The sequence below is a fragment of the Geothrix mesophila genome (assembly GCF_022808835.1).
GTDB classification, from domain to species: domain Bacteria; phylum Acidobacteriota; class Holophagae; order Holophagales; family Holophagaceae; genus Geothrix; species Geothrix paludis.
In genome coordinates, this window is record NZ_JAKZLD010000004.1 from 23,133 (window position 1) to 42,436 (window position 19,304).

The 19,304-nt window shown below is 70.2% G+C and carries 17 protein-coding genes; 6 read left to right on the plus strand and 11 right to left on the minus strand.

Annotated features, from left to right (window positions below; genetic code table 11):
- The 4 genes from MLG87_RS12330 to purH all read right to left on the minus strand — a co-directional run bounded on the left by MLG87_RS12330 (position 1) and on the right by purH (position 7,029).
- On the minus strand, positions 1 to 2,319 hold the full coding sequence (locus tag MLG87_RS12330) for an ATP-binding protein (RefSeq protein ID WP_243295474.1): 2,319 nt from the start codon (positions 2,317 to 2,319) through the stop codon (positions 1 to 3).
- Between the two features lie 74 nt (positions 2,320 to 2,393).
- A complete protein-coding gene (alaS, locus tag MLG87_RS12335) occupies positions 2,394 to 5,015 on the minus strand; it encodes an alanine--tRNA ligase (protein WP_243295475.1) in 2,622 nt (873 codons plus the stop codon).
- Positions 5,016 to 5,058: 43 nt separating this feature from the next.
- Entirely contained in the window at positions 5,059 to 5,466 is a 408-nt protein-coding gene (locus MLG87_RS12340) for a GxxExxY protein (protein ID WP_243295476.1), read from the minus strand.
- An 18-nt stretch (positions 5,467 to 5,484) separates the two neighbouring features.
- Positions 5,485 to 7,029, minus strand: coding sequence for a bifunctional phosphoribosylaminoimidazolecarboxamide formyltransferase/IMP cyclohydrolase (gene purH, locus MLG87_RS12345; protein WP_243295477.1), 1,545 nt, complete (start codon positions 7,027 to 7,029; stop codon positions 5,485 to 5,487).
- A gap of 282 nt (positions 7,030 to 7,311) precedes the next feature.
- On the opposite strand from purH, the gene MLG87_RS12350 reads away from it, so the two are divergent.
- Both MLG87_RS12350 and MLG87_RS12355 read left to right on the plus strand, forming a co-directional pair.
- Positions 7,312 to 8,760: an NADH-quinone oxidoreductase subunit G gene (locus MLG87_RS12350; RefSeq protein ID WP_243295478.1), complete on the plus strand. Its 1,449-nt coding sequence runs from the start codon at positions 7,312 to 7,314 to the stop codon at positions 8,758 to 8,760.
- Between the two features lie 20 nt (positions 8,761 to 8,780).
- Positions 8,781 to 9,557, plus strand: a complete 777-nt coding sequence (locus tag MLG87_RS12355; protein ID WP_243295479.1) for a YiiX/YebB-like N1pC/P60 family cysteine hydrolase — start codon at positions 8,781 to 8,783, stop codon at positions 9,555 to 9,557.
- Positions 9,558 to 9,588: 31 nt separating this feature from the next.
- Here the strand turns inward: MLG87_RS12355 and MLG87_RS12360 are convergent, their stop codons facing one another.
- From MLG87_RS12360 to efp, 4 genes are read right to left on the minus strand one after another with little or no spacing between them, the layout of a single operon-like run.
- Positions 9,589 to 10,347, minus strand: coding sequence for a hypothetical protein (locus tag MLG87_RS12360; RefSeq protein ID WP_243295480.1), 759 nt, complete (start codon positions 10,345 to 10,347; stop codon positions 9,589 to 9,591).
- Positions 10,348 to 10,402: 55 nt separating this feature from the next.
- On the minus strand, positions 10,403 to 11,407 hold the full coding sequence (locus tag MLG87_RS12365; RefSeq protein ID WP_243295481.1) for a lysophospholipid acyltransferase family protein: 1,005 nt from the start codon (positions 11,405 to 11,407) through the stop codon (positions 10,403 to 10,405).
- A gap of 10 nt (positions 11,408 to 11,417) precedes the next feature.
- Positions 11,418 to 12,554 carry a ribosome small subunit-dependent GTPase A gene (gene rsgA, locus MLG87_RS12370; RefSeq protein ID WP_243295482.1) on the minus strand — a complete coding sequence of 379 codons (1,137 nt, stop codon included), beginning with the start codon at positions 12,552 to 12,554 and terminating at the stop codon, positions 11,418 to 11,420.
- Positions 12,551 to 13,126, minus strand: a complete 576-nt coding sequence (efp, locus tag MLG87_RS12375; protein ID WP_243295483.1) for an elongation factor P — start codon at positions 13,124 to 13,126, stop codon at positions 12,551 to 12,553. Before efp ends, rsgA begins: the two co-directional genes overlap by 4 nt.
- A gap of 75 nt (positions 13,127 to 13,201) precedes the next feature.
- On the opposite strand from efp, the gene MLG87_RS12380 reads away from it, so the two are divergent.
- Positions 13,202 to 14,422, plus strand: a complete 1,221-nt coding sequence (locus MLG87_RS12380; protein ID WP_243295484.1) for a serine/threonine-protein kinase — start codon at positions 13,202 to 13,204, stop codon at positions 14,420 to 14,422.
- 42 nt (positions 14,423 to 14,464) lie between these two features.
- Here MLG87_RS12380 and MLG87_RS16190 read toward each other — a convergent pair whose 3' ends face one another.
- Together MLG87_RS16190 and MLG87_RS12395 are read right to left on the minus strand one after the other, a co-directional pair.
- Positions 14,465 to 15,811, minus strand: a complete 1,347-nt coding sequence (locus MLG87_RS16190; RefSeq protein ID WP_279341286.1) for a CPBP family glutamic-type intramembrane protease — start codon at positions 15,809 to 15,811, stop codon at positions 14,465 to 14,467.
- 10 nt (positions 15,812 to 15,821) lie between these two features.
- Positions 15,822 to 16,190, minus strand: a complete 369-nt coding sequence (locus MLG87_RS12395; RefSeq protein WP_243295485.1) for a thiol-disulfide oxidoreductase DCC family protein — start codon at positions 16,188 to 16,190, stop codon at positions 15,822 to 15,824.
- Between the two features lie 51 nt (positions 16,191 to 16,241).
- Here MLG87_RS12395 and MLG87_RS12400 point away from each other — a divergent pair, with 51 nt between their 5' ends.
- The 3 genes from MLG87_RS12400 to MLG87_RS12410 all read left to right on the plus strand — a co-directional run bounded on the left by MLG87_RS12400 (position 16,242) and on the right by MLG87_RS12410 (position 17,972).
- Positions 16,242 to 16,637: an acyl-CoA thioesterase gene (locus MLG87_RS12400; protein WP_243295486.1), complete on the plus strand. Its 396-nt coding sequence runs from the start codon at positions 16,242 to 16,244 to the stop codon at positions 16,635 to 16,637.
- 7 nt (positions 16,638 to 16,644) lie between these two features.
- Positions 16,645 to 17,394, plus strand: coding sequence for a hypothetical protein (locus MLG87_RS12405; protein WP_243295487.1), 750 nt, complete (start codon positions 16,645 to 16,647; stop codon positions 17,392 to 17,394).
- A 122-nt stretch (positions 17,395 to 17,516) separates the two neighbouring features.
- Positions 17,517 to 17,972 carry an SRPBCC family protein gene (locus MLG87_RS12410; protein ID WP_243295488.1) on the plus strand — a complete coding sequence of 152 codons (456 nt, stop codon included), beginning with the start codon at positions 17,517 to 17,519 and terminating at the stop codon, positions 17,970 to 17,972.
- Here MLG87_RS12410 and MLG87_RS12415 read toward each other — a convergent pair.
- Positions 17,969 to 19,297, minus strand: a complete 1,329-nt coding sequence (locus MLG87_RS12415) for a class II 3-deoxy-7-phosphoheptulonate synthase (RefSeq protein WP_243295489.1) — start codon at positions 19,295 to 19,297, stop codon at positions 17,969 to 17,971. The genes MLG87_RS12410 and MLG87_RS12415 overlap by 4 nt on opposite strands.
- Between the last annotated feature and the right edge of the window lie 7 nt (positions 19,298 to 19,304).

The following is a 19,304-nucleotide window of genomic DNA, read 5'->3' on the forward strand; positions in this document are numbered from 1 at the left end:
CTAGCGGGCCCCAGAGGCGCCCAGCATCTCCGCCATCAGGCCCAGCAATCGCGACAGCTCGAAGGGCTTGGGCAGGAGCCGCACCCGGGGCACCTTGGCCAGCTTGGCTTCCATGCCCTCCAGCCCCTGGCCGCTCACCAGGATGAAGGGCACCGTCGAGCCCGTGGCGCGGATCCGCTCCAGCAGCTCCAGACCCGTGCAGTCGGGCATGCGATGGTCGCTCAGCACCAGATCGAAGCGGCCCGTCTGCCAGGCCTGCCACGCCACGCTCCCGTCAGGAGTCGCCGTGACCTGCGCCCGGGCCAGGGTCAGGGCGTCCGCCAGCATGTCGCGCAGGAGGGCTTCATCCTCGGCCACCAGGATCCGCCGTCCGGCCAGGGTTCCCGGAGCTCCGGCGGGATCGGCCGGGACCGGGGCTTCCTGCGGCGCGTCCGTGGGGACCGGCGGGAGACACATCCGGAAACAGGCCCCGCCGCCCGGGGCGTTCTCCGCCCAGACCTGTCCCTGGTGGGCCCTCACGATGCCGAAGACCATGGCCAGGCCCAGGCCGGTGCCCTTGGTCGAATCCTTGGTGGTGACGAAGGGCTCGAAGATGTGCGGCAGGAGGTGGTCCGGGATGCCCGTGCCCGTGTCCTGGACCTCCATGCAGACCTGCCCTTCCTCGCCCAGGAAGGTCCGGAGGGTGAGGCTGCCCCCCGCCGGCATGGCATCCCGCGCGTTCACCACCAGGTTCATGAGCACCTGCTCCAGCTGCACTGAGTCGCCTTCCACGCGGGGGAGGCCCGGGTCAAGGGCCAGGTGCAGCCGGATCAGGCCCCCCAGCAGGCGCTCCATGAGGGCCGCCGTGTCGCGGATGAGCGCGTTGAGGTCGAGGGGCTTCAGCTCCGGCCGCGACTGGTGGCTGAAGGACAGCAGGGCCTTGGTGGTCTGGGCACAGCGCTTCGTGGCCTCCTCGGCGCGGAGGATCCGGTTGATCACTGGATGCCCCTCGGGCAGCAGCTCCCGGCTCAGGTGGAGCTGACCCAGGATCGCGGCCAGCTGGTTGTTGACGTCGTGGGCGATGCCCCCCGCCAGAGTGCCCACGGTCTCCATGCGCTGGCTGTGCTCCAGCTGGCTCTGCAGGCGGGCGCGGTCCGCGAGGCTCTCGTCCGCCTGGAGGAGGGCGCGCTCCAGGCTGCGGATCTCCTGGATGTCCGAGTGGACGGTGGGGGCGGGTCCGCCCTGCCCCAGGGTTTCCGCCATGGTTCCGAGGGCGGTGATGGGTTCGGCCACCCGGCGGGCGATGTGGTGGATGCGCCAGGCCGCCAGGCCGAGGCCGATGACGACCAGGCCGAACAGGCCCGCCACCCGGAATCCCAGCGGGCCCAGCAGGTCGTCCTCGGGAATGGCCAGCATCAGCGACCAGTGGAGGCCCGGGAGGCCCTCGAAGGAGCGGGACAGCCCCATGGCCGTCCGGCCCCCCAGGCGGATGCGGCGGGGCGCCCCATCCTTCGCGTCGTCCTCCAGGTGGATCCCCGGATTCAGGAAGCGGGCTTCCGGGGTCTTGAGGAAGGCCTGGCGGCGGTGCTCGGGGGATTCGTAGGCCGCGTCCCGCGGAAGGATCAGGGCCCGTCCCCGGGGGTCCACCACGAGGGATTGGCTGCCGGGCGTGGGTTGGGCGGACCAGACGCGGCGGGTGAGGTCGTCCAGCAGGAAGTCGAGGGCCACCACGCCCCGGAGGCCGGCCCCGTCGCGGAGGGGCAGGGTGTACGTGATGCCGGGATCCTGGGTGGTGTAGAAGGTGTATGGCTCGGTCCAGGCGGGAGCCGAAGCCGCCGCTCCGGCGACGTACCAGGGCCGGGTGCGGGGGTCGTAGGGCATGGGGGTCCATGGCCCCGGCGCCGCCGGTCCCGCCAGTTCCAGACGCCGCCAGCGGATCCGGGCCCCGGGCCCGGCGTTCTCCAGTTCCCGGAGGGACCAGACCTGGCCGATTCTCAGGAAGAGCAGGGATCGCCCCTCCACGGTGGCCAGGTTGAGGCTGGTGATGCTGTGCTGGGCCGTCAGCGCCGGCAGGATCATCCGGGCGGCCTGCTCGGGCTGGGCCGGATCCAGGGTCCCGTCCGCCCACCAGTCACGGACCACCTGGCCGAGGGACTGGGAGGACTGGAGATCGATCCGGAGCAGCTCGTCGAGGTGGCGCAGCGCCGTCTTGGCTCGCGCGCCCGCCTGCCGCTCCAGCGCCCGCTGCTGGCCCCACCAAGCCAGGCCCAGGAGCAGCGTGAACAGACCCGTCATGAGGATCAGGTGATCCCGCAGCAGCAGGCGACGGATGGGAAGCATGGGTGGGACGCCTCCGGGGGAGTGCTACCTCCATCTTGTCGGACCTGCAGGGCGGAAGGTAACCCTTGGCCGGATCAGAGCGCCGAACGCAGGGCCGCGAAGGCCTCGGGCAGGCCGGCAGGGTTGGATCCGCCGCCCTGGGCCAGGTCCTTCTTCCCGCCGCCCCGGCCGTTCAGGGCCGGCAGCATGGTCTTGAAGAGGGCGCCGGCGTCGTAGGGCAGATCCGGGGACACGGAGACCAGGGCGGCCACCTTGTCCTCGGCGGTCTTCGAGGCCAGGACGATGACGGCGCTGGGGTGGCGCGTGCGGACCTGGTCCATGAACTCGCGCAGGGCGTTGCCTTCAAGCCCCTCCACGGCGGCCGTGACCAGGGTGGTGCCCTTCACCTGCTCGGTCTGTTCGGCGCTGCCGCCGCCGCTGGCGGCCTTGAGCTTGGCCTCCTTGAGGTCGCGCTCCAGCTGGGTGATGCGCTGATCCTTGGCCGTGAGTAGGTCCGGCAGGACCTCGCGGGCCGCGTTGGCCTGGCGGGAGAGCCCATGGATCATGGCCTCGTCGGCCTGGAGAAGCTCCAGGGCCAGCTCGCCGGCCACGGCCTCGATGCGGCGCACGCCGGCGCTGACGGCCCCTTCCGAGAGGACCTTCACCACGCCGATCTCGCCGGTGTTCCCCACGTGGGTGCCGCCGCAGAGTTCGGTGGAGAAGCCCGGCACCTGCACCACGCGGACCACGTCCCCGTACTTCTCGCCGAAGAGGGCCATGGCCCCGGAAGCGAGCGCCGCCTCGATGTCCATCTCCTGGATGGCGGTGGGCAGGGCCTTCAGGGCCTCCCGGGTGGCCAGGCGCTCGATCTCGGCGATCTGCTCGGCCTCCAGAGGCGCGAAGTGGGTGAAGTCGAAGCGCAGGCGGTGTTCGTCCACCACGCTGCCGGCCTGCTTCACGTGGGTGCCGAGGACCTCACGCAGGGCGGCATGCAGCAGGTGCGTGGCCGTGTGGTGGGCCCGGACGCGGCGGCGCCGGATGGGGTGCACGTGGGCGGTGACGGCCATGTTCTCCAGCAGGGTGCCCGTCACCTCGACCTTGTGGAGGTGGCGCTTCTGGGCGGGGGCCGTGCAGTCCAGCACCTCGGCGAGGCCACCCTCGAAGCGGAGCTGGCCCGTGTCGCCCACCTGTCCGCCGGACTGGGCGTAGAAGGGGGTGTGGTCCAGCAGCACGGAGCCGGCGCCCGTGAGCTGCTTCACGCGCCGGTTGGCGGCGTCGAAGAGCGCCACCACATGGGCCTGGCCATCCAGGTGGTCGTAGCCCGTGAAGGAGGTAGGCGGCAGATCCGCCAGCGCGGCCAGGTCGCCGGCCAGGCGCAGGTCGTGGGACTTCATGGCGGCCCGGGCCCGGTGGCGCTGGGCGTTCAGCTCCTGCTGGAAGCCGTCGAGATCGGCGCGGATGCCGCGCTCCCGGCACCAGTCCTCCACCAGGTCCACGGGGAAGCCGTAGGTGTCGTAGAGGCGGAAGATGTCGGAGCCCGCGAGGGCGCCGTCCGCGATGGCGCTGGACTCGAGGATCTTCAGGCCCGTGGAGAGCGTTTGGCTGAACTGCCGCTCTTCGTGGCGCAGGGACTTCTGGATTCGCGGCAGCTCGCCCAGCAGCTCGGGGTACTGATCGCCCATGGCCTGGGCCACGGCGGGCGCCAGGTCTGCGAAGAAGAGCCCCTCGATGCCCAGCTTGCGGCCGAAGCGCAGGGCCCGACGCACGATCTTGCGCAGGACGTAGCCGCGTCCCTCGTTGCTGGGCACCACGCCGTCGTAGCACATGAAGGTGGCGGCGCGGATGTGGTCGGCGATGACCTGGGAGGCCGTGCGGTTCGCGTGCTCCCGGCGCTCGTCGGCCTTGACCTTCGCCACCTTCCAGATGGCCTCGAAGATGGGCTCGAAGAGATCGATCTCGTAGTTGGTGTCGACGCCCTGGAGGATGCTGGCGGTGCGCTCCAGGCCCATGCCCGTGTCGATGCTGGGGCGCGGCAGCGGAGCGAGCACGCCCTGGGCGTCCCGCTCGTACTGCATGAAGACCAGGTTCCAGATCTCCATGACGCGATCGCCCTCGCCGTTGGGCGTGGCGTCGCCGGGGATGTGCGCGCCGCGGTCGTAGTGCATCTCGGAGCAGGGGCCGCAGGGGCCGGTGTCGCCCATCTGCCAGAAGTTGTCCTTCTTGCCGAAGCGCATGATGCGGTCGGGCCGCACGCCGGCGGCCTTCCACAGCTCCTCAGCCTCGGTGTCCGCGGGCACGCCGTCGGCGCCCTCGAAGACCGTGATCCAGAGGTGGGCGGGATCCAGGCCCAGGTTGCCCTCGGCCACGGGGCCTGTGACGAACTCCCACGCGTAGCGGATGGCGTCGGCCTTGAAGTAGTCCCCGAAGCTGAAGTTGCCCAGCATCTCGAAGAAGGTGTGATGGCGGGCCGTGAAGCCCACCTGGTCCAGGTCGTTGTGCTTGCCGCCGGCCCGCAGGCACTTCTGGCTGGTGGTGGCGCGGCTGTAGTCGCGCTTCTCCTTGCCCAGGAACACGTCCTTGAACTGGATCATGCCCGAGTTCGTCCACATCACCGTGGGATCGTCCGCCGGCCCGATGACCGCGCTGGAGGCCACCCGACGGTGCCCCTGGCGCTCGAAGTACTGCAGGAATCGCTGACGGAGTTCAGAGGTTTTCATTGGGAACCGCGAAAAGCGCGAAAGATCGCGAAATTAAAAACTATCAGGCATTGGTGCGGGCGATCCGCTTCCATTCGAGTTTGCCTGTGGCGCTGAAGTTGAGGATCAGCGCCAATGAGTAACCCGCAGCCTTGAGGTAGTTGAGGGTTTGGGCCATTTCTATGTCTGTGATGCGCTGAATGGCTTTCAATTCCACGATGATCTGGTCAAACACGACGAGATCGCATACGTAATGCTTGTCGAGTGGGGAACCCTTGTAGTGAATGGCCAAAGGAACCTGTCGACGGAAGGGAATACCTCGTGATGCCAGTTCACGGGCGAGGGCCTCCTCATAAACCGCCTCAAGGAATCCGGGTCCCAATTCCTTGTAGACCTCAAACGCGGCGCCCATGAGCGCGTAGCTTTCCTCCGGAAGGATCAGGTCAGCGGCTGGCGTTTCCTTTGGCGTCATTTAGCGTCTTTCGCGGTTTCAATGTCTGAAGTGCCGCATGCCTGTGAAGAAGAGCCACACACCCAGCTTCTGGGCGGCGGTGATGACCTCGTTGTCGCGCAGGCTGCCGCCGGGCTCCACGAAGGCTGTGACGCCGTGGCTGGCGGCGAGTTCCAGGCCGTCGGCGAAGGGGAAGAAGGCATCGCTGCCCAGCACGGACCCTCGGGATTTGGTGCCGGCCTTGCGGCACGCGATCTCCACGGAGTCCACGCGGCTCATCTGGCCCGCGCCGATGCCCACGGTGGCGCCGTCCTTCACCAGCACGATGGCGTTGGACTTCACGGCCTTGGCCACGCGCTGGGCCAGCATGAGGTCCTCGGCCCGGGGTTTGGTGCCGGACCCGCTGGCCTTGACCTCCCAGTCCTCGAAGGGCACGAAGCCGTCGTCGGCGTGCTGGACCAGGTAGCCGCCGCCGATGGAACGGGTGTCCAGACCCTCGGCGGCCTGGGGCCAGTGATCCGGGGTCTGCAGGATGCGGAGCTGCTTCTTGGCCGCAAAGACTTCCAGGGCCTCGCCGGTGAAGGCCGGCGCGAGGATCACCTCCCAGAAGGTCTGGGCCATGACGCGGGCCACTTCGACGCCCACGGGGCGGTTGAAGGCCACGATGCCGCCGAAGGCGCTGACGGGATCGCCGGCCTGGGCCCGCATGAAGGCCTCCAGCGCATGGGGCCCCTGGCCCACGCCGCAGGGGTTGTTGTGCTTGACGATGACGCAGGCCGGGGCGGGGAACTGCCAGACCAGCTTGGCGCAGGCGTCGGCGTCCAGCAGGTTGTTGAAGCTGAGCTCCTTGCCCTGGTGCTGGTGGCAGGCGGCCATGCCCTCCACCTTGCGGCCGGGCTCCACGTAGAAGGCTGCGGGTTGGTGCGGGTTCTCGCCGTAGCGCAGACCCTGCTTCTGCACCAGGTTCAGGCAGAGGTGGTGGGGAAGTTCCGCGGCCTTGCCGTGGGCCAGCTCTCGCTCCATCCAGCCGGCGATGGCGGCATCGTAGGCGGCCGTGCGGCGGAAGGCCTCCAGGGCGCAGCGGCGGCGGTCCTCCAGCCCCCAGGTGCCGGCCTTGAGCTTCGCGAGGAAGGGCTCGTACTGGTCGGGGCCGGTGAGCACGGTGACCGAAGCGTGGTTCTTGGAGGCGCTGCGGATCATGCTGGGGCCGCCGATGTCGATCTGCTCGATGGCCTCGGCGGGAGTGGTTCCTTCTCGGGCGATGGTCGCTTCGAAGGGGTAGAGGTTGATCACCACCAGGTCGATGGGGTCGATGCCCTGGGCCTTGGCGTCGGCCACATGCTCCGGCAGGTCGCGGCGGTAGAGCAGGCCCCCGTGGATGCGGGGGTGCAGGGTCTTCACCCGGCCGTCGAAGCACTCCGGGGCGCCCGTGTAGGCGGCCACTTCCTGGGCCTCCAGCTTGGCTTCCTGCAGGGCGCGGAGGGTCCCGCCCGTGGCCAGGATGCGCCAGCCCTGCGCCAGCAGTCCCTTGGCCAGGGGCAGCAGCCCCGTCTTGTCGTACACCGAGATCAATGCCGTAGGCATGTCCGCCCCCTGAACCCTTGATTTTTTCATGTCGTGGCCCCATCCGGAAGGTCTGGATGTCCCCGGTGGTCCCGAGGTCCGGCCCTTCCGGGTTCCAGGGCACCGGCAGCCGGCGGCCGTCCCGAATGTGACTCCCGCCACAGGAGGCCGCCGCCGGCCGGATCTGGCGGGTTTCCTGGACTTCCGGGCTCCCGGGAAGACCCCGGCCGCCGGAAGGGGTTGGGGCGTCCACCTTTACCTCCAGCGCCCCAAGCCCCATCCTGGAAGGCCTGGAGTGGGCCCATGCCGACGATCAAGATCAACGACGTTGAACTGAGCGTGAACCCCGGCACCCTGGTGCTGGATGCCTGCCGCACCGTGGGCATCGACATCCCCCACTACTGCTACCACCCGGCGCTCACGCCCGTGGCCACCTGCCGCATGTGCCTGGTGGAGATCAAGGGCCAGCCTAAGCTCGCCACCAGCTGCACCACCACCGTGCCGCCCGCGCCCAAGGACAACCCCGAGGCCGTGGTGATGGAAGTCTTCACCAACACGCCCGCCGTGGCCGATGCCCGGGCCGGCGTGATGGACTTCCTCCTCATGAACCACCCGCTGGATTGCCCCATCTGTGACCAGGCGGGCGAGTGCAAGCTCCAGGACTACTCGTACAGCTACGGCAGCGGCGACTCCCGCATGGTCGAAGTGAAGCGTCGATACCGCTACGAGGACCTGGGCGCCAAGATCGTCATCGACAAGAACCGCTGCATCCACTGCACCCGCTGCGTCCGCTTCACCAAGGAGATCAGCGGCGGCTACGAACTCACCGTGGCCCAGCGCGGCGCCCACCTGGAGGTCACCACCTACACGGGCAAGAGCCTGGACCAGAATCCCTACGCGGGCAACGTGGTGGACCTCTGCCCCGTGGGCGCCCTCACCAGCCGCGACTTCCGCTTCCGCAAGCGGGTCTGGTACCTCAAGAACACGCCCTCCATCAGCCGTCACTCCGCGCTGGGCAGCCCCATCTGGATCGACCATGAGGGCAACCAGATCCACCGCTTCCGCCCCCGGCCCCTGGAGGGCAAGGAAACCACGCACTTCATCAGTGACGCGGAGCGCTACGCCTACGTGCACTACAACCGGCAGGGCGGGACCCCCGCGCCCCTGCTGAAGGGCGCACCGGCCTCGCTCGACGCCATCCGCGAGGCCCTCCAGGCCGCGGGCCCCGTGGCGGTCATCGGGCAGGGCACCTTCGGCTGCGACACCGCCCAGCGCCTGGGCGACCTGGCAGCCTCCGAAGGCCTGCGCTACGGCAGCGGCGACAAGACCATTCCCGCCGTGCTGCCCAAGTACCAGACCAGCGAGGACGGCATCCTCAATCGCCGGGGCTTCACCGAGCGCGGCTACCGCTTCGGCGCGCTGGAGGAGCTGCTGGCCAAGGTCCAGAAGGGCGAGGTCAAGGCCGTGGTGATCCTGCACGACGCCGCCTTCACCAGCCCCAAGGAGACCGAACTGCTGGGCCAGATCCTCAAGGCCACGGCGTTCAGCCTGGCCTTCGAGGTGGAGGCCTCGGACCTGGGCCGCGCCGCCACCGCCTGGCTGCCCATCACCAGCTACACCGAAGAGAGCGACTTCATCGTCAACCACGACGGCGAGCTCCGCCGCTACCAGAAGGCCCTGCAGGCGCCCAAGGGCGTCCGCACCCTGCCCGCCTGGGTGAAGGAGCTGGCCGCCGTTCCCGCCGCCGTCTAGCGGAGGAAAGGGGGGAACCCATGTTCCTCCATGACGCGCTGACCAAGGGCCTCGTCCGCTACCTCACGGCGGAGCTGCCCAGCTACCAGCGGCGGGTGCCCAACGATGTGGAACGGCTCCGGGCCGGGCTCCGCCCCGGCGATGTGGTGCTGGTGGAGGGCAAGTCCCGCATCAGCCGCATGATCATGAGCCTTAGCCAGAGCTCGTGGAGCCACGCCGCCATGTACATCGGCGATGCCCTGCTGCGCCGGGGCGGCCCCCATGCCGAGTCGGCGCTGGATCGCTTCGGGGCCGAGGCTGCCCACCTGGTCCTGGAGAGCGACATGGCCGAAGGCGTGCGGGTGTTCCCCGTGGCCTGGTACGCGGACCACAACCTGAGGGTCTGCCGCCCCCAAGGGCTCTCGCCCGGGGACCTGGAGCAGGTGGTGGCCGAGATGCTCCGGCACCTGGGCCTGCGCTACGACCGGCGCAACATCTTCGACCTGGGGCGCTACCTCACGCCCGTCCACCTGCTGCCGGCCCGGTGGCGGCGGCGCCCCCTGTACCTGGGCAGCTCCAGCAGCCGCGAGGTGATCTGCTCCGCCCTCATCGCCAAGGCCTTCTACCGGGTGGGTTTTCCCGTGCAACCCCTGGTCGGCGACGCGTCCGCCTCCCATTCGCGCCAGGTGATCGCGCGGCACCCGAGCTACATCATGCCCCGGGATTTCGACCTGAGCGCCAACTTCGAGGTGCTGAAGGTCAACTTGGCCCCACCTGAAAAAGCGGGCGCCTGGGGGCGCCCGCTTGCCGAAAGTTGAAGCCTGAGAACCGAGGGCTGAGGACTGGAGCCTACTTCTTCACCTTGGCATCCTCGATGAGGACCGGGTAGGAATAGCCGGAGCCGAAGTCCTTGTCCGTGCGCACCACGCCGGTGACGGTGACCGTGTCGCCCTTGGCGGCCGGGTCGTTGCTGGTGACGGTGATGTCGTTGCTGCCGGCCTTCGCATCGCCGCTGCCATCCTGCAGGTGCAGCCAGTTCTTGCCCATGATGCCGGCGTTGTACTTCACGACCTTGCCACGCACGGTGACGGTCTTCCCTTTGAGGGCGCCCTTCTGGGCCCAGACTTCGGCGACGGTGCGGGCATCCGCCCCCGAGGCCTTCTCGACCTTGCCCACCTCCACGGCCGCAGCCTGGCCTGCGGAGGCATGGGGATCGCCAGCGGGGGCCGCGGCCGGGCCGCTGCCGGCCAGGGTGCCGAAATAGATCTGGGCGAAGGTCCGCTTCAGCGTCTTGGATTCGAAGTCCCGCATGATCATGGCGCCGGTCACCGTGACCTCGGCGCCCTTCTCGACCTTGGTCTCTGGCACGGCGGCCCAGACTTCGCCCTGGGCAGTCTGGATGCGCAGGTAGGAATAGGGCGAGGCGGCGATGCGCTCCAGGAGCTTCCCAGTGACGGACAGGCCCGCGGAAGGCGCGGCGGCCGGCGCGGCACCGGGCGCGGCGGTCTGGCCCTGGATGGGGGCGGCGACCACGGGCGCCTGGGACTTGTTGGAATTGCAGCCGATGATGGCCGCGGCGATGAGCAGGACGGGAAGGGCGCTGCGCATGGATGGGACTCCTTGTAGGAACCGGGAAGAGGCCACGGGACCCTGAAGCTTACGGTCAAACACCTATGACCGTCGACAAAGGCTCCGCGGGGGTGGTCTGCCCCGGACCCCCGGGGCCGGAGGCCCGGATCGGGTCGTCCCAGAAGGGATAGAAGCAGTACCACTGGCTGGGATGCTCGCGGATCAACTGTTCCAGGGTGGAGACATAGGTCCGCATCCCCGCCTCGATGGCGGCCTGCCGCTCCCCCCGGCGGCCCAGGACCTGGATGGGCTCGCCGAACCGGGCATGGAAGCGCCGGGCCTCGTCCGTGTAGAAGAAGCTGGTGACGATGGACGCGCCGGTCATGGCCGCCAGCTCCCAGGGGCCGCGGGGGAAGGGCGCCTCCCGGCCGAAGAAGAGGATGGGCAGTCCGTTCAGGCTGAAGTCCCGGTCCCCCTGCATGCCCACTAGGGCCCCCTCTCGCAATAGCTTGACCAGGGGCAGGGTGGAGAAGCCGACGCCATCCACGGGGACGCCCACTACGCCGCCCTGGGCGCGCATCTGCTCCCGCAGCCGCTCCACCGCCTCGAAGCGGTCGGGCTTGTAGACCGTGTGGATCTTCAGGTTCCGGGCCCGCAGCAGCAGCCCGCCCAGCTCGTAGTTCCCCGCGTGGGCCGTGAGGAGGATGACGCCCCGCCCTTCGGCCATGGCTGCGTCCAGGTGCTCCAGGCCCTCCAGGGAGGCGAACTGCGCCAGGGCCTCCTCCGGGGCGCGCTGGCCGTAGTAGAAGAAGTCCACCCAGGCGCGGGCGTGCTGGCGCACCATGTCCCGGGCGATCCGGTCCACCTCCGGGTGGGTGGGGCGCAGCCCCAGCATCTGGGCCGTGTTGCCCAGGATGGCCTCCAGGTACTTGGGGCGCAGCGTCACGAAGGCGTGGGCGATCTGGTCGGCGATCTCATGGCCCCGCTCGCGCCGCGAGAAGGAGCGGGCCGCGAAGTGGAACAGGGGGAACAGCGAGCCGAAGACCGCCCCGTAGGCGAGGCCCAGGAGCCTGGAGTCGGACTGCATCCGGTCCTGCATCCCCAGCCTCCTAGCGCCACACGTTCTGGTTGGGATTGCGGTCCTCCATCTCCAGCCACAGGCGCTGGAGGCTCTGGAGGCGCTCGGGGTACTCGAGGTCGAGGCGGTCCAGCGTCGCGTCGTCCTCGGCGTCGAAGGCGCAGGGATCCTCCAGCACCTCGGCGGGGAACTCGGGGAACACCTCCGCGAGCAGGGCCCGGTCGAAGCCGCGCACGCTGAGGGTGCGGATGCCCGGTGTGTCCACCAGGGTGCCCCCCTCCAGGGCCAGCCAGCGGGCGGCCGTGGTGGTCTGCTTGCCGGTGCCGAACTTCGTGAGGCCGCCGATCTTCAGGGCCGCCTGCGGGTGCAGGGCGTTCACGAGGGTGCTCTTGCCCACGCCGCTGTGGCCCAGCAGCACCACCACCTTGCCCTGCAGGAGGTCGCGCAGGGCCTCCAGCCCTTCGCCCTTGAGGGCGGACGTCTCATGGATGGAGACCTGCTGTCCGCGCAGCGGATCCAGCTCGGGCAGGGTGTCCTTCTTCGAGGCGCGGTCCCGCTTGGTGACGATGACGCGGAAGGCGAGGCCCGCATCCAGGGCCAGCACCTGGGCCCGCTCCAGGAGACCGGGGCGCAGGGGCGGATCCACCACGGCGGCGCAGATCCAGAGCTCGTCGGCATTGGCGCAGATGAGCTGCCAGGGCTCGCGATCGTCGATGCCGCCCCGCTTGAGCAGGCTCTTGCGCGGCATCACCGCCACCACCTGGGCCTCGGGGGAGCCCCCGTCGCCGCGGACGGGCGGGGAGGCGGGGGCCCTGGGCTCATCGAGCTCGACGGGAACGGCCGAATAGCGCACCCGGTCGCCGCAGACCAGGCGAACGCCCTTGAGTTTGCCGCTCAGGGTGGCCCGCATCACCGTGCGGTCCGCCAGCTCCAGGTCCACCCACTGGCTGTGCCGCTGGATGAGCGTGGCCTCGGGCAGGTGCATCCAGGGCGCGGGATCCGGCAGCCGCAGCAGGGCCTCGGGATCGTGGGCCTCGATGCCGGTCTCCAGGCGCTCGGCGTGGCGCTGGCGCCGCTTGCTGTCCGCCGCCCGCTCGCGGGAATAGGCCTCCCGGTGGTCCAGGTCCTGGGCCTCCCGGCTCTGGCCGAGGCGGAACTTGCGGGTCATGCCCTGCCTGCGAACTCGCCGGTCTCGGTGCTCACCTTCACCTTCTCGCCCTCCTTGATGAAGAGGGGCACCTTGATCTCGATGCCGGTCTCCAGCTTGGCGGGCTTGGTGACGTTGCCGCTGGCCGTGTCGCCGCGGGCGCCGGGCTCCGTGTAGGTGACGGACAGCTCCACCTGGCCGGGCATCTGCAGGCCGATGGGGTTGCCGTTGAACTTCTGGATCTGGACGATGAGACCCTCGGTGAGGTAGTCGAGGGCGTCGCCCATGAGGCTGGTGCCCAGCGTGTGGGTCTCGTAGGTCTCCTGGTCCATGAAGTGGGAGCCTTCGCCGTCGCTGTAGAGGTAGCTGGCGGGCGTGAGGACGAGGTCCGGCTCCTTGAACTTGTCCCCGGCCTTGAAGGTCTTGTCGAAGACGGCGCGGGTGAGAAGGTTGCGCATCTTGATGCGCACCAGCGTCTGGCCGCCCCGGGCTGTGGGGGTCGAAATTTCCACATCCAGGCAGTGGTAGGGCGTGTCTTCGAGTTCGAAGAACATCTTGCGCTTGATTTCGATGGCTTCGAGCAGGGCGGCCATGGGCACTCCAGAATGTCGAATCCTCCATTCTAGCCCGGCTTCGGAGAGGGGTCTCGTGGTTAGAATTTCAGTTCCATGGCAGATCCAAGAACCATCGGCAGGTACCAGGTCCTGCGGCCCCTCGGACAGGGCGGCATGGGGACTGTCTATCTGGCGGAGGATCCGCTGCTCAAGCGGCGCGTGGCCATCAAGGTGGTGCGGGTCGCGGGCGCCGCGCGGCACCAGGCCACCCTGCGCTTCCGGCGCGAGGCGGAGATCAGCGCCCAGCTGAACCATCCGAACCTTGTGACGGTCTTCGACGTGGGCGTGGAGGAGGACCTGGGTCCCTTCCTCGCCATGGAGTACGTGGAAGGGAAGAGCCTCGGCCGCCACATCAAGGACAGGGACCTGGACACGGAAACCAGCGCCCGCGTCCTGATCCAGACCGCCCGCGCCCTGCGGGCCGCCCATCGCCGCGCCATCGTGCACCGCGACGTGAAGCCGGACAACATCCTGCTGAGCGAAGAGGGCCGGGCCAAGCTCATGGACTTCGGTATCGCGCGCACCCTGGGCCACCTGGGCCCGGGTTCCGACCAATCCCTGGACATGCCCCTCATGGAGGGGGATGGCGCCGCGCTGGCTCAGACGCTGGCGCTCCGGTTGACCTCCTCCGGCGACTTCCTGGGCTCCCCGGCCTACGCGCCTCCGGAAGTGCTCCGGGGCAGCGAGGGCACGCCGGCCTCGGACCGCTACAGCTTCGCCGCCACGGCCTTCGAGCTCCTCACCGGCAAGCTGCCGCATCCGGGGAGCGGCCTCGCCGAGATCATCCTCCACATCCTCCAGGAGCCCGTGGCCATCCCGGCGGACGTGTCTCCCCGCATGGCCGCCGTGTTCCGGCGGGCCCTGGCGGCGGATCCGGACGACCGCTACACCACGCTGCCCGAGTTCATGGAAGAGCTGATCGACGCCTTGCCCGGCCCCGTCAGCATGCGGGCCCGCCTGTTCACGTTCCTTGGGCAGGATGAGGATGGCACCGGCAGCGTCTCCACGGCGCGGTTCCGGCAGATCGAGCCCACGCCGTCGGTGGAATCCGGATCCCACGAATCCCGCGCCCGGGGCACGGCGCCCCTCAAGATCGCCCTGGCCGAGGATCCGGTGGAATCCTACCTCTCCACCCGGAAGCGCGCCGGCCGCCAGGCCGGTTCCGATGGCCCGGGCACCAACTGGGGGCAGGTACTGAAGTGGATCGTCCTGGCCTTCATCGTTCTCCAGCTCTTCTGGTGGCTGGCGCCCGCGCTGTCGCGGCTCCAGTTCTGAGAGGACGGCCCCGGACGGCGTCAGGAACAGTTCAGGACGGGCTCAGGAGAAGGCCCGCATCAGCAGGAAGAGCGACCCGTTCCAGCAGGCATGGACGAGGATGGCGGGCCAGAGGCTGCCGGTGCGCCGCACGGCCAGGGCGAGCACCAGGCCCAGGGTGCTGAGGATGGGCAGACCCGCGGGCTGCAGGTGGATGGCTCCGAAGAGCAGGGCCGAGGCCACCAGGGCGAGGGTGACGCGGCCTCCCCGCGCCAGCACGGGAAACAGGAACCCGCGGAAGAGGAACTCCTCGAAAAAGGGGGCCACGCCCGCCACCACGAGGAACATGGCCAGGGTGGGACCCCAGCCCGTCAGCCCCCGCAGCAGCTCCTGCAGGTCCCGCTGGGGGTTCTGCTCCGGCCTCAGTACCTGGCTCGTGGCCATGGCCACCGCCAGCACCAGGAACACGGCCAGGGCGAGGAAGGCCGCGGCCCAGGCCAGGTCCCGGCGGGTCGGTGAGGGCCCCACCCGTCGCCACAGTCCGGAGAAGGAGAGGCCTTCGGCCCAGCCCAGCAACCGCAGGCCCACCCCGGCATGGAGGAGGGTGCCCAGGGGCACGACGGCCCAGCGCAGGGAGGGCCAGGGCATGAGGAGCAGCCCGGCCAGGTTGCCCGCCGCGAAGAAGGCCATGAACCAGCCCAGGAAAACCAAGGCCGCCGCCCGTCCCGACAGGCCCCAGGCGGGCAGGGGCCGGGCCGGCGGCTGCCGGCGTGTGGCCCAGAGGTAGATGCCCACCGCGAGGCCCCCAGCGGCGAAGGCCGTCACCAGCAGCCCGAGGCCTCCCAGGGTTGCGAGGCGGGTGATCAGCAGGCCGCGGGCCTGGGCGCGCAGGGGCTCGCCGGCGCCTGGCCCCCCTTCCCGGTCCCGGAGCCGGGCCTCCAGCAGACGGGCCGTGTAGCCGTTCCCCAGCCGCCGCTGGACCTCTGCGCGCGTGGCGGCGTCCGGAACCGGCGCGCCTTCGTAGGCGGCCTCGAAAGTCTGCCGGAAGCGCGCTCCCGCGGCGCCGGCGGGGAGGCTGCTCTGGACGATCTCCCGCGCTCCGGCCGGGTCGCCCAGTTCCGCCATGAGCACCGCGAGCAGGGACCGGTCCCACGGATCCGTCACTCCGCCGCGCGCCCTGGTCCATTCCTGGGGTGGGATGGGGGTGCCCCGCAGCAGGTGGGATCCGGCCAGGCCGGCTTCGAGGATCTGGCCCTGGAGGGTGGTCCGGCCCGAGGGGCGGTGGTTCCCCTCCTGGCGGACGCGGAGGGTGAGATCCGCGGCCATCAGGGCGAGGAGGGCCAGGAAGGCGATGAGGGGATCGGCCCAGCGGCGGTCCGGGTGCCAGGGGCTTGGAGGGGTGGAATCCATGGTTCCCAGGCTACGCGAAGGGCGGCCGGCCGGTGCGGCGGAAGCGGCGGACCGCCACCCACAGGTAGACCCGGTTCAGCAGCCGGGGCAGGCCCGGGATCGCCAGCAGCGGCGAGGCCCAGCGCCAGCCCGGCAGCCGCCGGGCGATGGGCCGGAGGAGGTCCGCCCCCGCCCAGACCTGGCGGGTGCCCAGGTCGAGACCGTGGATCTCCGCCTCCAGGGGACGCCCGGCCAGCTCGGGGCCCAGGGCCAGCAGGTCCGGATCGCGCAGGGAGGCGATGTGCAGGAGCCCCCGGCGATCCCGCCGGGCCAGCCAGAGAGCCATGCGGCAGCAGAGGGTGCAGGCCGGATCGTAGGCGATGAGCAGGGGCGCGGGCATCGGGACGCATCATGCCACGGTTGGCGGTAAGGTTGAGGGTCCGGAGGCGCCATGCCCTTCTCCCATCCCATCGAGGTGCGGTTCAGCGATCTGGACGCCATGGGCCACGTGAACAACGCGGTGGTGGTGAGCTTCATGGAGCAGGGGCGCTTCCAGTGGTGGCGCAGCTTCCTGGGCGGTCGGGCCTTCACGGACGAAGGCTTCCTCATCGCGCGCATCGAGGTGGACTACCGCATGCCGATCCTCCTGGGCGACGACGTCCGGGTGGAGCTCCACTGCGCCCGGGTGGGCAACAGCTCCTTCGACCTGGGCTATCGCCTCACCAAGGGGCTGGGCGGCCCGGTCTTCGCCGAGGGGAAGAGCGTGCAGGTGATGCTGGACTTCGCCACCAACCGGCCCAAGCCGCTCTCGCCCGCCACCCGAGCCTGGCTCGAAGCCCAGGTCTGATCCGCGGATGCTGCTGGGTACCGCCGCCTGGGCCGAGGGGCCCCTGGAACGCCGGACGCTCGTGGGCCGGCTGGCGTCGGGCCGTCTGGCGGACCTGAACCGCATCGAGGCCATGCGCCTCCGCAAGCTGGGAGAGGGCGATCCGGAGCGGCTGGCCGAGGCCCTGGTCCCCGGAAGCCTCCGGCGCCTGCTGGAAGGCGGAGCCCGAGCCCTGGCCCGGGCCAAGCAGACCCTGGCCTACGCCGAGAAATGGGACCGCCGCGGCACCCTGCCGGAGTCCCTGGCTCCGTTCCCGGAATCCGCGAACCTGCTGCCCTGCCTGCCCCGGCCCGCGGCGCTGCACCGGGCCGACGGAACCGCCCTCGACCGCTTCCAGGTGAGGGGGCCCGGGGCGGAGCTGATGGAACTGCCCCGTCCCGGCCTGGCGGTCCTGGGCCTGGCGGGTGGCGGCGCCGCGGGATTCTGCCTGGCCCTGGAGGACGGGGGAAGCGTCCTGCTGGGAGCCTGGATGGTGGATGCCTGGCCGGAGGGAAGCCTGGAACTGCGGGCCGGCGCCGCCCGCCGCAGCACGCCCCTCGGGGCCTGGGAGGGCCTGGAGTTGCCGACCCTCCGCCCGGGCGAGGCTCTGCTGCTGCCGGTGCCGAAGCTCAAGCCCCTGCAGGAACTGCTGCCGGGAGCCGAGGTCCTGGTGGGCACGGCCTTCGAAACCCTGATCCTCCGGGCCGGACCGGAAGGGATCCACCCGACGGTCCACTAGGCCGCGTGGATGCGAGCTGTGGCGGGTCCATCCAAAGGTGGATGTCGTGACAGGTCTGGCGGTGCTATGGTGCAGCCCTCCCGCGCTCTCCTCTCCAACCCACCTCGAAAGGCCAGGCCGCCATGTCCACCACGAACACCATCCGTCTCCATCGTGTGCTCCGGGCCACGCCCGACCGGATCTACCGGGCCTTCCTCGATCCGGACGCCATGGCCAAGTGGCTCCCGCCACACGGTTTCACGGGGAAGGTCCACCACCTGGAGGCAAAGGTCGGCGGCACCTACCGGATGTCCTTCACGAACTTCGGCACGGGCAGCAGCCACAGCTTCGGAGGCGAATACCTCGAGCTGGTGCCCGGCGCGCGCATCCGGCACACGGACACCTTCGACGATCCGAACCTGCCCGGGGCCATGGAGACGACCATCACCCTGAAGGCCGTCTCCGTCGGCACCGAGGTGGACATCGTGCAGGCGGGCATCCCCGGCGTGATCCCGCCGGAGGCCTGCCACCTGGGCTGGCAGGAGTCGCTCACACTGCTGGCGCAGCTGGTGGAGCCTGAGATTCCGGATGGGGCCTAGCCTCGCATCATCTCGGCGATGAGGAAGGCCATCTCCAGGCTCTGGGTGCCGTTCAGCCGCGGGTCGCAGCCGGTCTCGTAGGCCTTGGCCAGGTCCGCCTCGGAGAGGCCCTCGCTGCCGCCGGTGCACTCGGTGACAGCCTCGCCCGTGAGCTCGATGTGGACGCCGCCCAGGTGGGAGCCGTGGGCCCGGTGGATCTCGAAGGCCTGACGCAGCTCCGAGAGGATGGCCCCGAAGTCGCGGGTCTTGAGGCCCTGGGCGCTCTCCGCGCCGTTGCCGTGCATGGGATCGCAGCTCCAGAGCACCGGATGGTCCGTGGCCTGGACGGCCTTCAGGAGCGGCGGCAGGGCCGCCTGGATCTTCGTGGCGCCGAAGCGGGAGATGAGGGTGAGGCGCCCGGGCTCCCGGTCCGGGTCTAGGCGGTCCAGCAGGGCCGCCAGGTGCTCGGGCGTGGCGCTGGGGCCCACCTTCACGCCGATGGGGTTGCGGAGGCCCCGCAGGTACTCGATGTGGGCACCGTCCAATTGGCGGGTGCGCTCGCCCACCCAGAGGGTGTGGGCTCCCAGGTTGTAGTAGGCGGACGTCTCGCCCACCCAGCGGGTGAGGGCCTCCTCGTAGGGCAGCAGCAGGGCCTCGTGGCTGGTGTAGAAGTCGATGCGCTCCAGGGCGTCCCGTTGCACGCCGCCCAGGGCCTCCAGGAAATCCAGGGACTCGCGCACCTGGTCCAGGGTGCGCCGGTACTCGGGCACCCGGCCCGCCTCGCCGGGCAGCTCCCAGCGCTCGGGGTGGTGCAGGTCCGCGTAGCCGCCAGCCGCCAGGGCCCGCAGGTGGTTCAGGGTGGCGGAGGCGTGGAAGTAGGCCTCCAGCATGCGGCCCGGGTCCGGGCGGCGGGCGGCCTCGTCCGCCTCCAGGCTGTTCACGAGGTCGCCGCGGTAGCTGGGCAGCTCCCGGTCCCGGACCATCTCCGTGGGCTTGCTCCGGGGCTTGGCGAACTGGCCGGCGATGCGGCCCACGCGCACCACAGGCTTCCGCCCGCCGTGGGTGAGGGCCACGGACATCTGGAGCAGCACCCGCAGCTTGCCTGCGATGGATTCCGCCGTGCAGTCCTTGAACTGCTCGGCGCAGTCGCCGCCCTGGAGGAGGAAGCGCCGTCCCGCAGCGGCCTCGGCCAGCAGGCCGCGGAGCCGGTCCACCTCCTGGGGCACCACCAGGGGAGGCATACGGCGCAGCCGCGCCAGGACGCCCTCCAGCTCGGAAGGGTCGTCATAGGTCGGCTGCTGCGCGGCGGGGAAGCGCTGCCAGCTATGGGGGTTCCAGGGCGCCATCGGACCT

Bases quoted from the DNA above. Each gene is read 5' to 3' on its own strand.
- MLG87_RS12330 (WP_243295474.1), bottom strand. From the start codon at position 2,319: ATGCTTCCCATCCGTCGCCTGCTGCTGCGGGATCACCTGATCCTCATG.
- alaS (WP_243295475.1), bottom strand. From the start codon at position 5,015: ATGAAAACCTCTGAACTCCGTCAGCGATTCCTGCAGTACTTCGAGCGC.
- MLG87_RS12340 (WP_243295476.1), bottom strand. From the start codon at position 5,466: ATGACGCCAAAGGAAACGCCAGCCGCTGACCTGATCCTTCCGGAGGAA.
- purH (WP_243295477.1), bottom strand. From the start codon at position 7,029: ATGCCTACGGCATTGATCTCGGTGTACGACAAGACGGGGCTGCTGCCC.
- MLG87_RS12350 (WP_243295478.1), top strand. From the start codon at position 7,312: ATGCCGACGATCAAGATCAACGACGTTGAACTGAGCGTGAACCCCGGC.
- MLG87_RS12355 (WP_243295479.1), top strand. From the start codon at position 8,781: ATGTTCCTCCATGACGCGCTGACCAAGGGCCTCGTCCGCTACCTCACG.
- MLG87_RS12360 (WP_243295480.1), bottom strand. From the start codon at position 10,347: ATGCGCAGCGCCCTTCCCGTCCTGCTCATCGCCGCGGCCATCATCGGC.
- MLG87_RS12365 (WP_243295481.1), bottom strand. From the start codon at position 11,407: ATGCAGGACCGGATGCAGTCCGACTCCAGGCTCCTGGGCCTCGCCTAC.
- rsgA (WP_243295482.1), bottom strand. From the start codon at position 12,554: ATGACCCGCAAGTTCCGCCTCGGCCAGAGCCGGGAGGCCCAGGACCTG.
- efp (WP_243295483.1), bottom strand. From the start codon at position 13,126: ATGGCCGCCCTGCTCGAAGCCATCGAAATCAAGCGCAAGATGTTCTTC.
- MLG87_RS12380 (WP_243295484.1), top strand. From the start codon at position 13,202: ATGGCAGATCCAAGAACCATCGGCAGGTACCAGGTCCTGCGGCCCCTC.
- MLG87_RS16190 (WP_279341286.1), bottom strand. From the start codon at position 15,811: ATGGATTCCACCCCTCCAAGCCCCTGGCACCCGGACCGCCGCTGGGCC.
- MLG87_RS12395 (WP_243295485.1), bottom strand. From the start codon at position 16,190: ATGCCCGCGCCCCTGCTCATCGCCTACGATCCGGCCTGCACCCTCTGC.
- MLG87_RS12400 (WP_243295486.1), top strand. From the start codon at position 16,242: ATGCCCTTCTCCCATCCCATCGAGGTGCGGTTCAGCGATCTGGACGCC.
- MLG87_RS12405 (WP_243295487.1), top strand. From the start codon at position 16,645: ATGCTGCTGGGTACCGCCGCCTGGGCCGAGGGGCCCCTGGAACGCCGG.
- MLG87_RS12410 (WP_243295488.1), top strand. From the start codon at position 17,517: ATGTCCACCACGAACACCATCCGTCTCCATCGTGTGCTCCGGGCCACG.
- MLG87_RS12415 (WP_243295489.1), bottom strand. From the start codon at position 19,297: ATGGCGCCCTGGAACCCCCATAGCTGGCAGCGCTTCCCCGCCGCGCAG.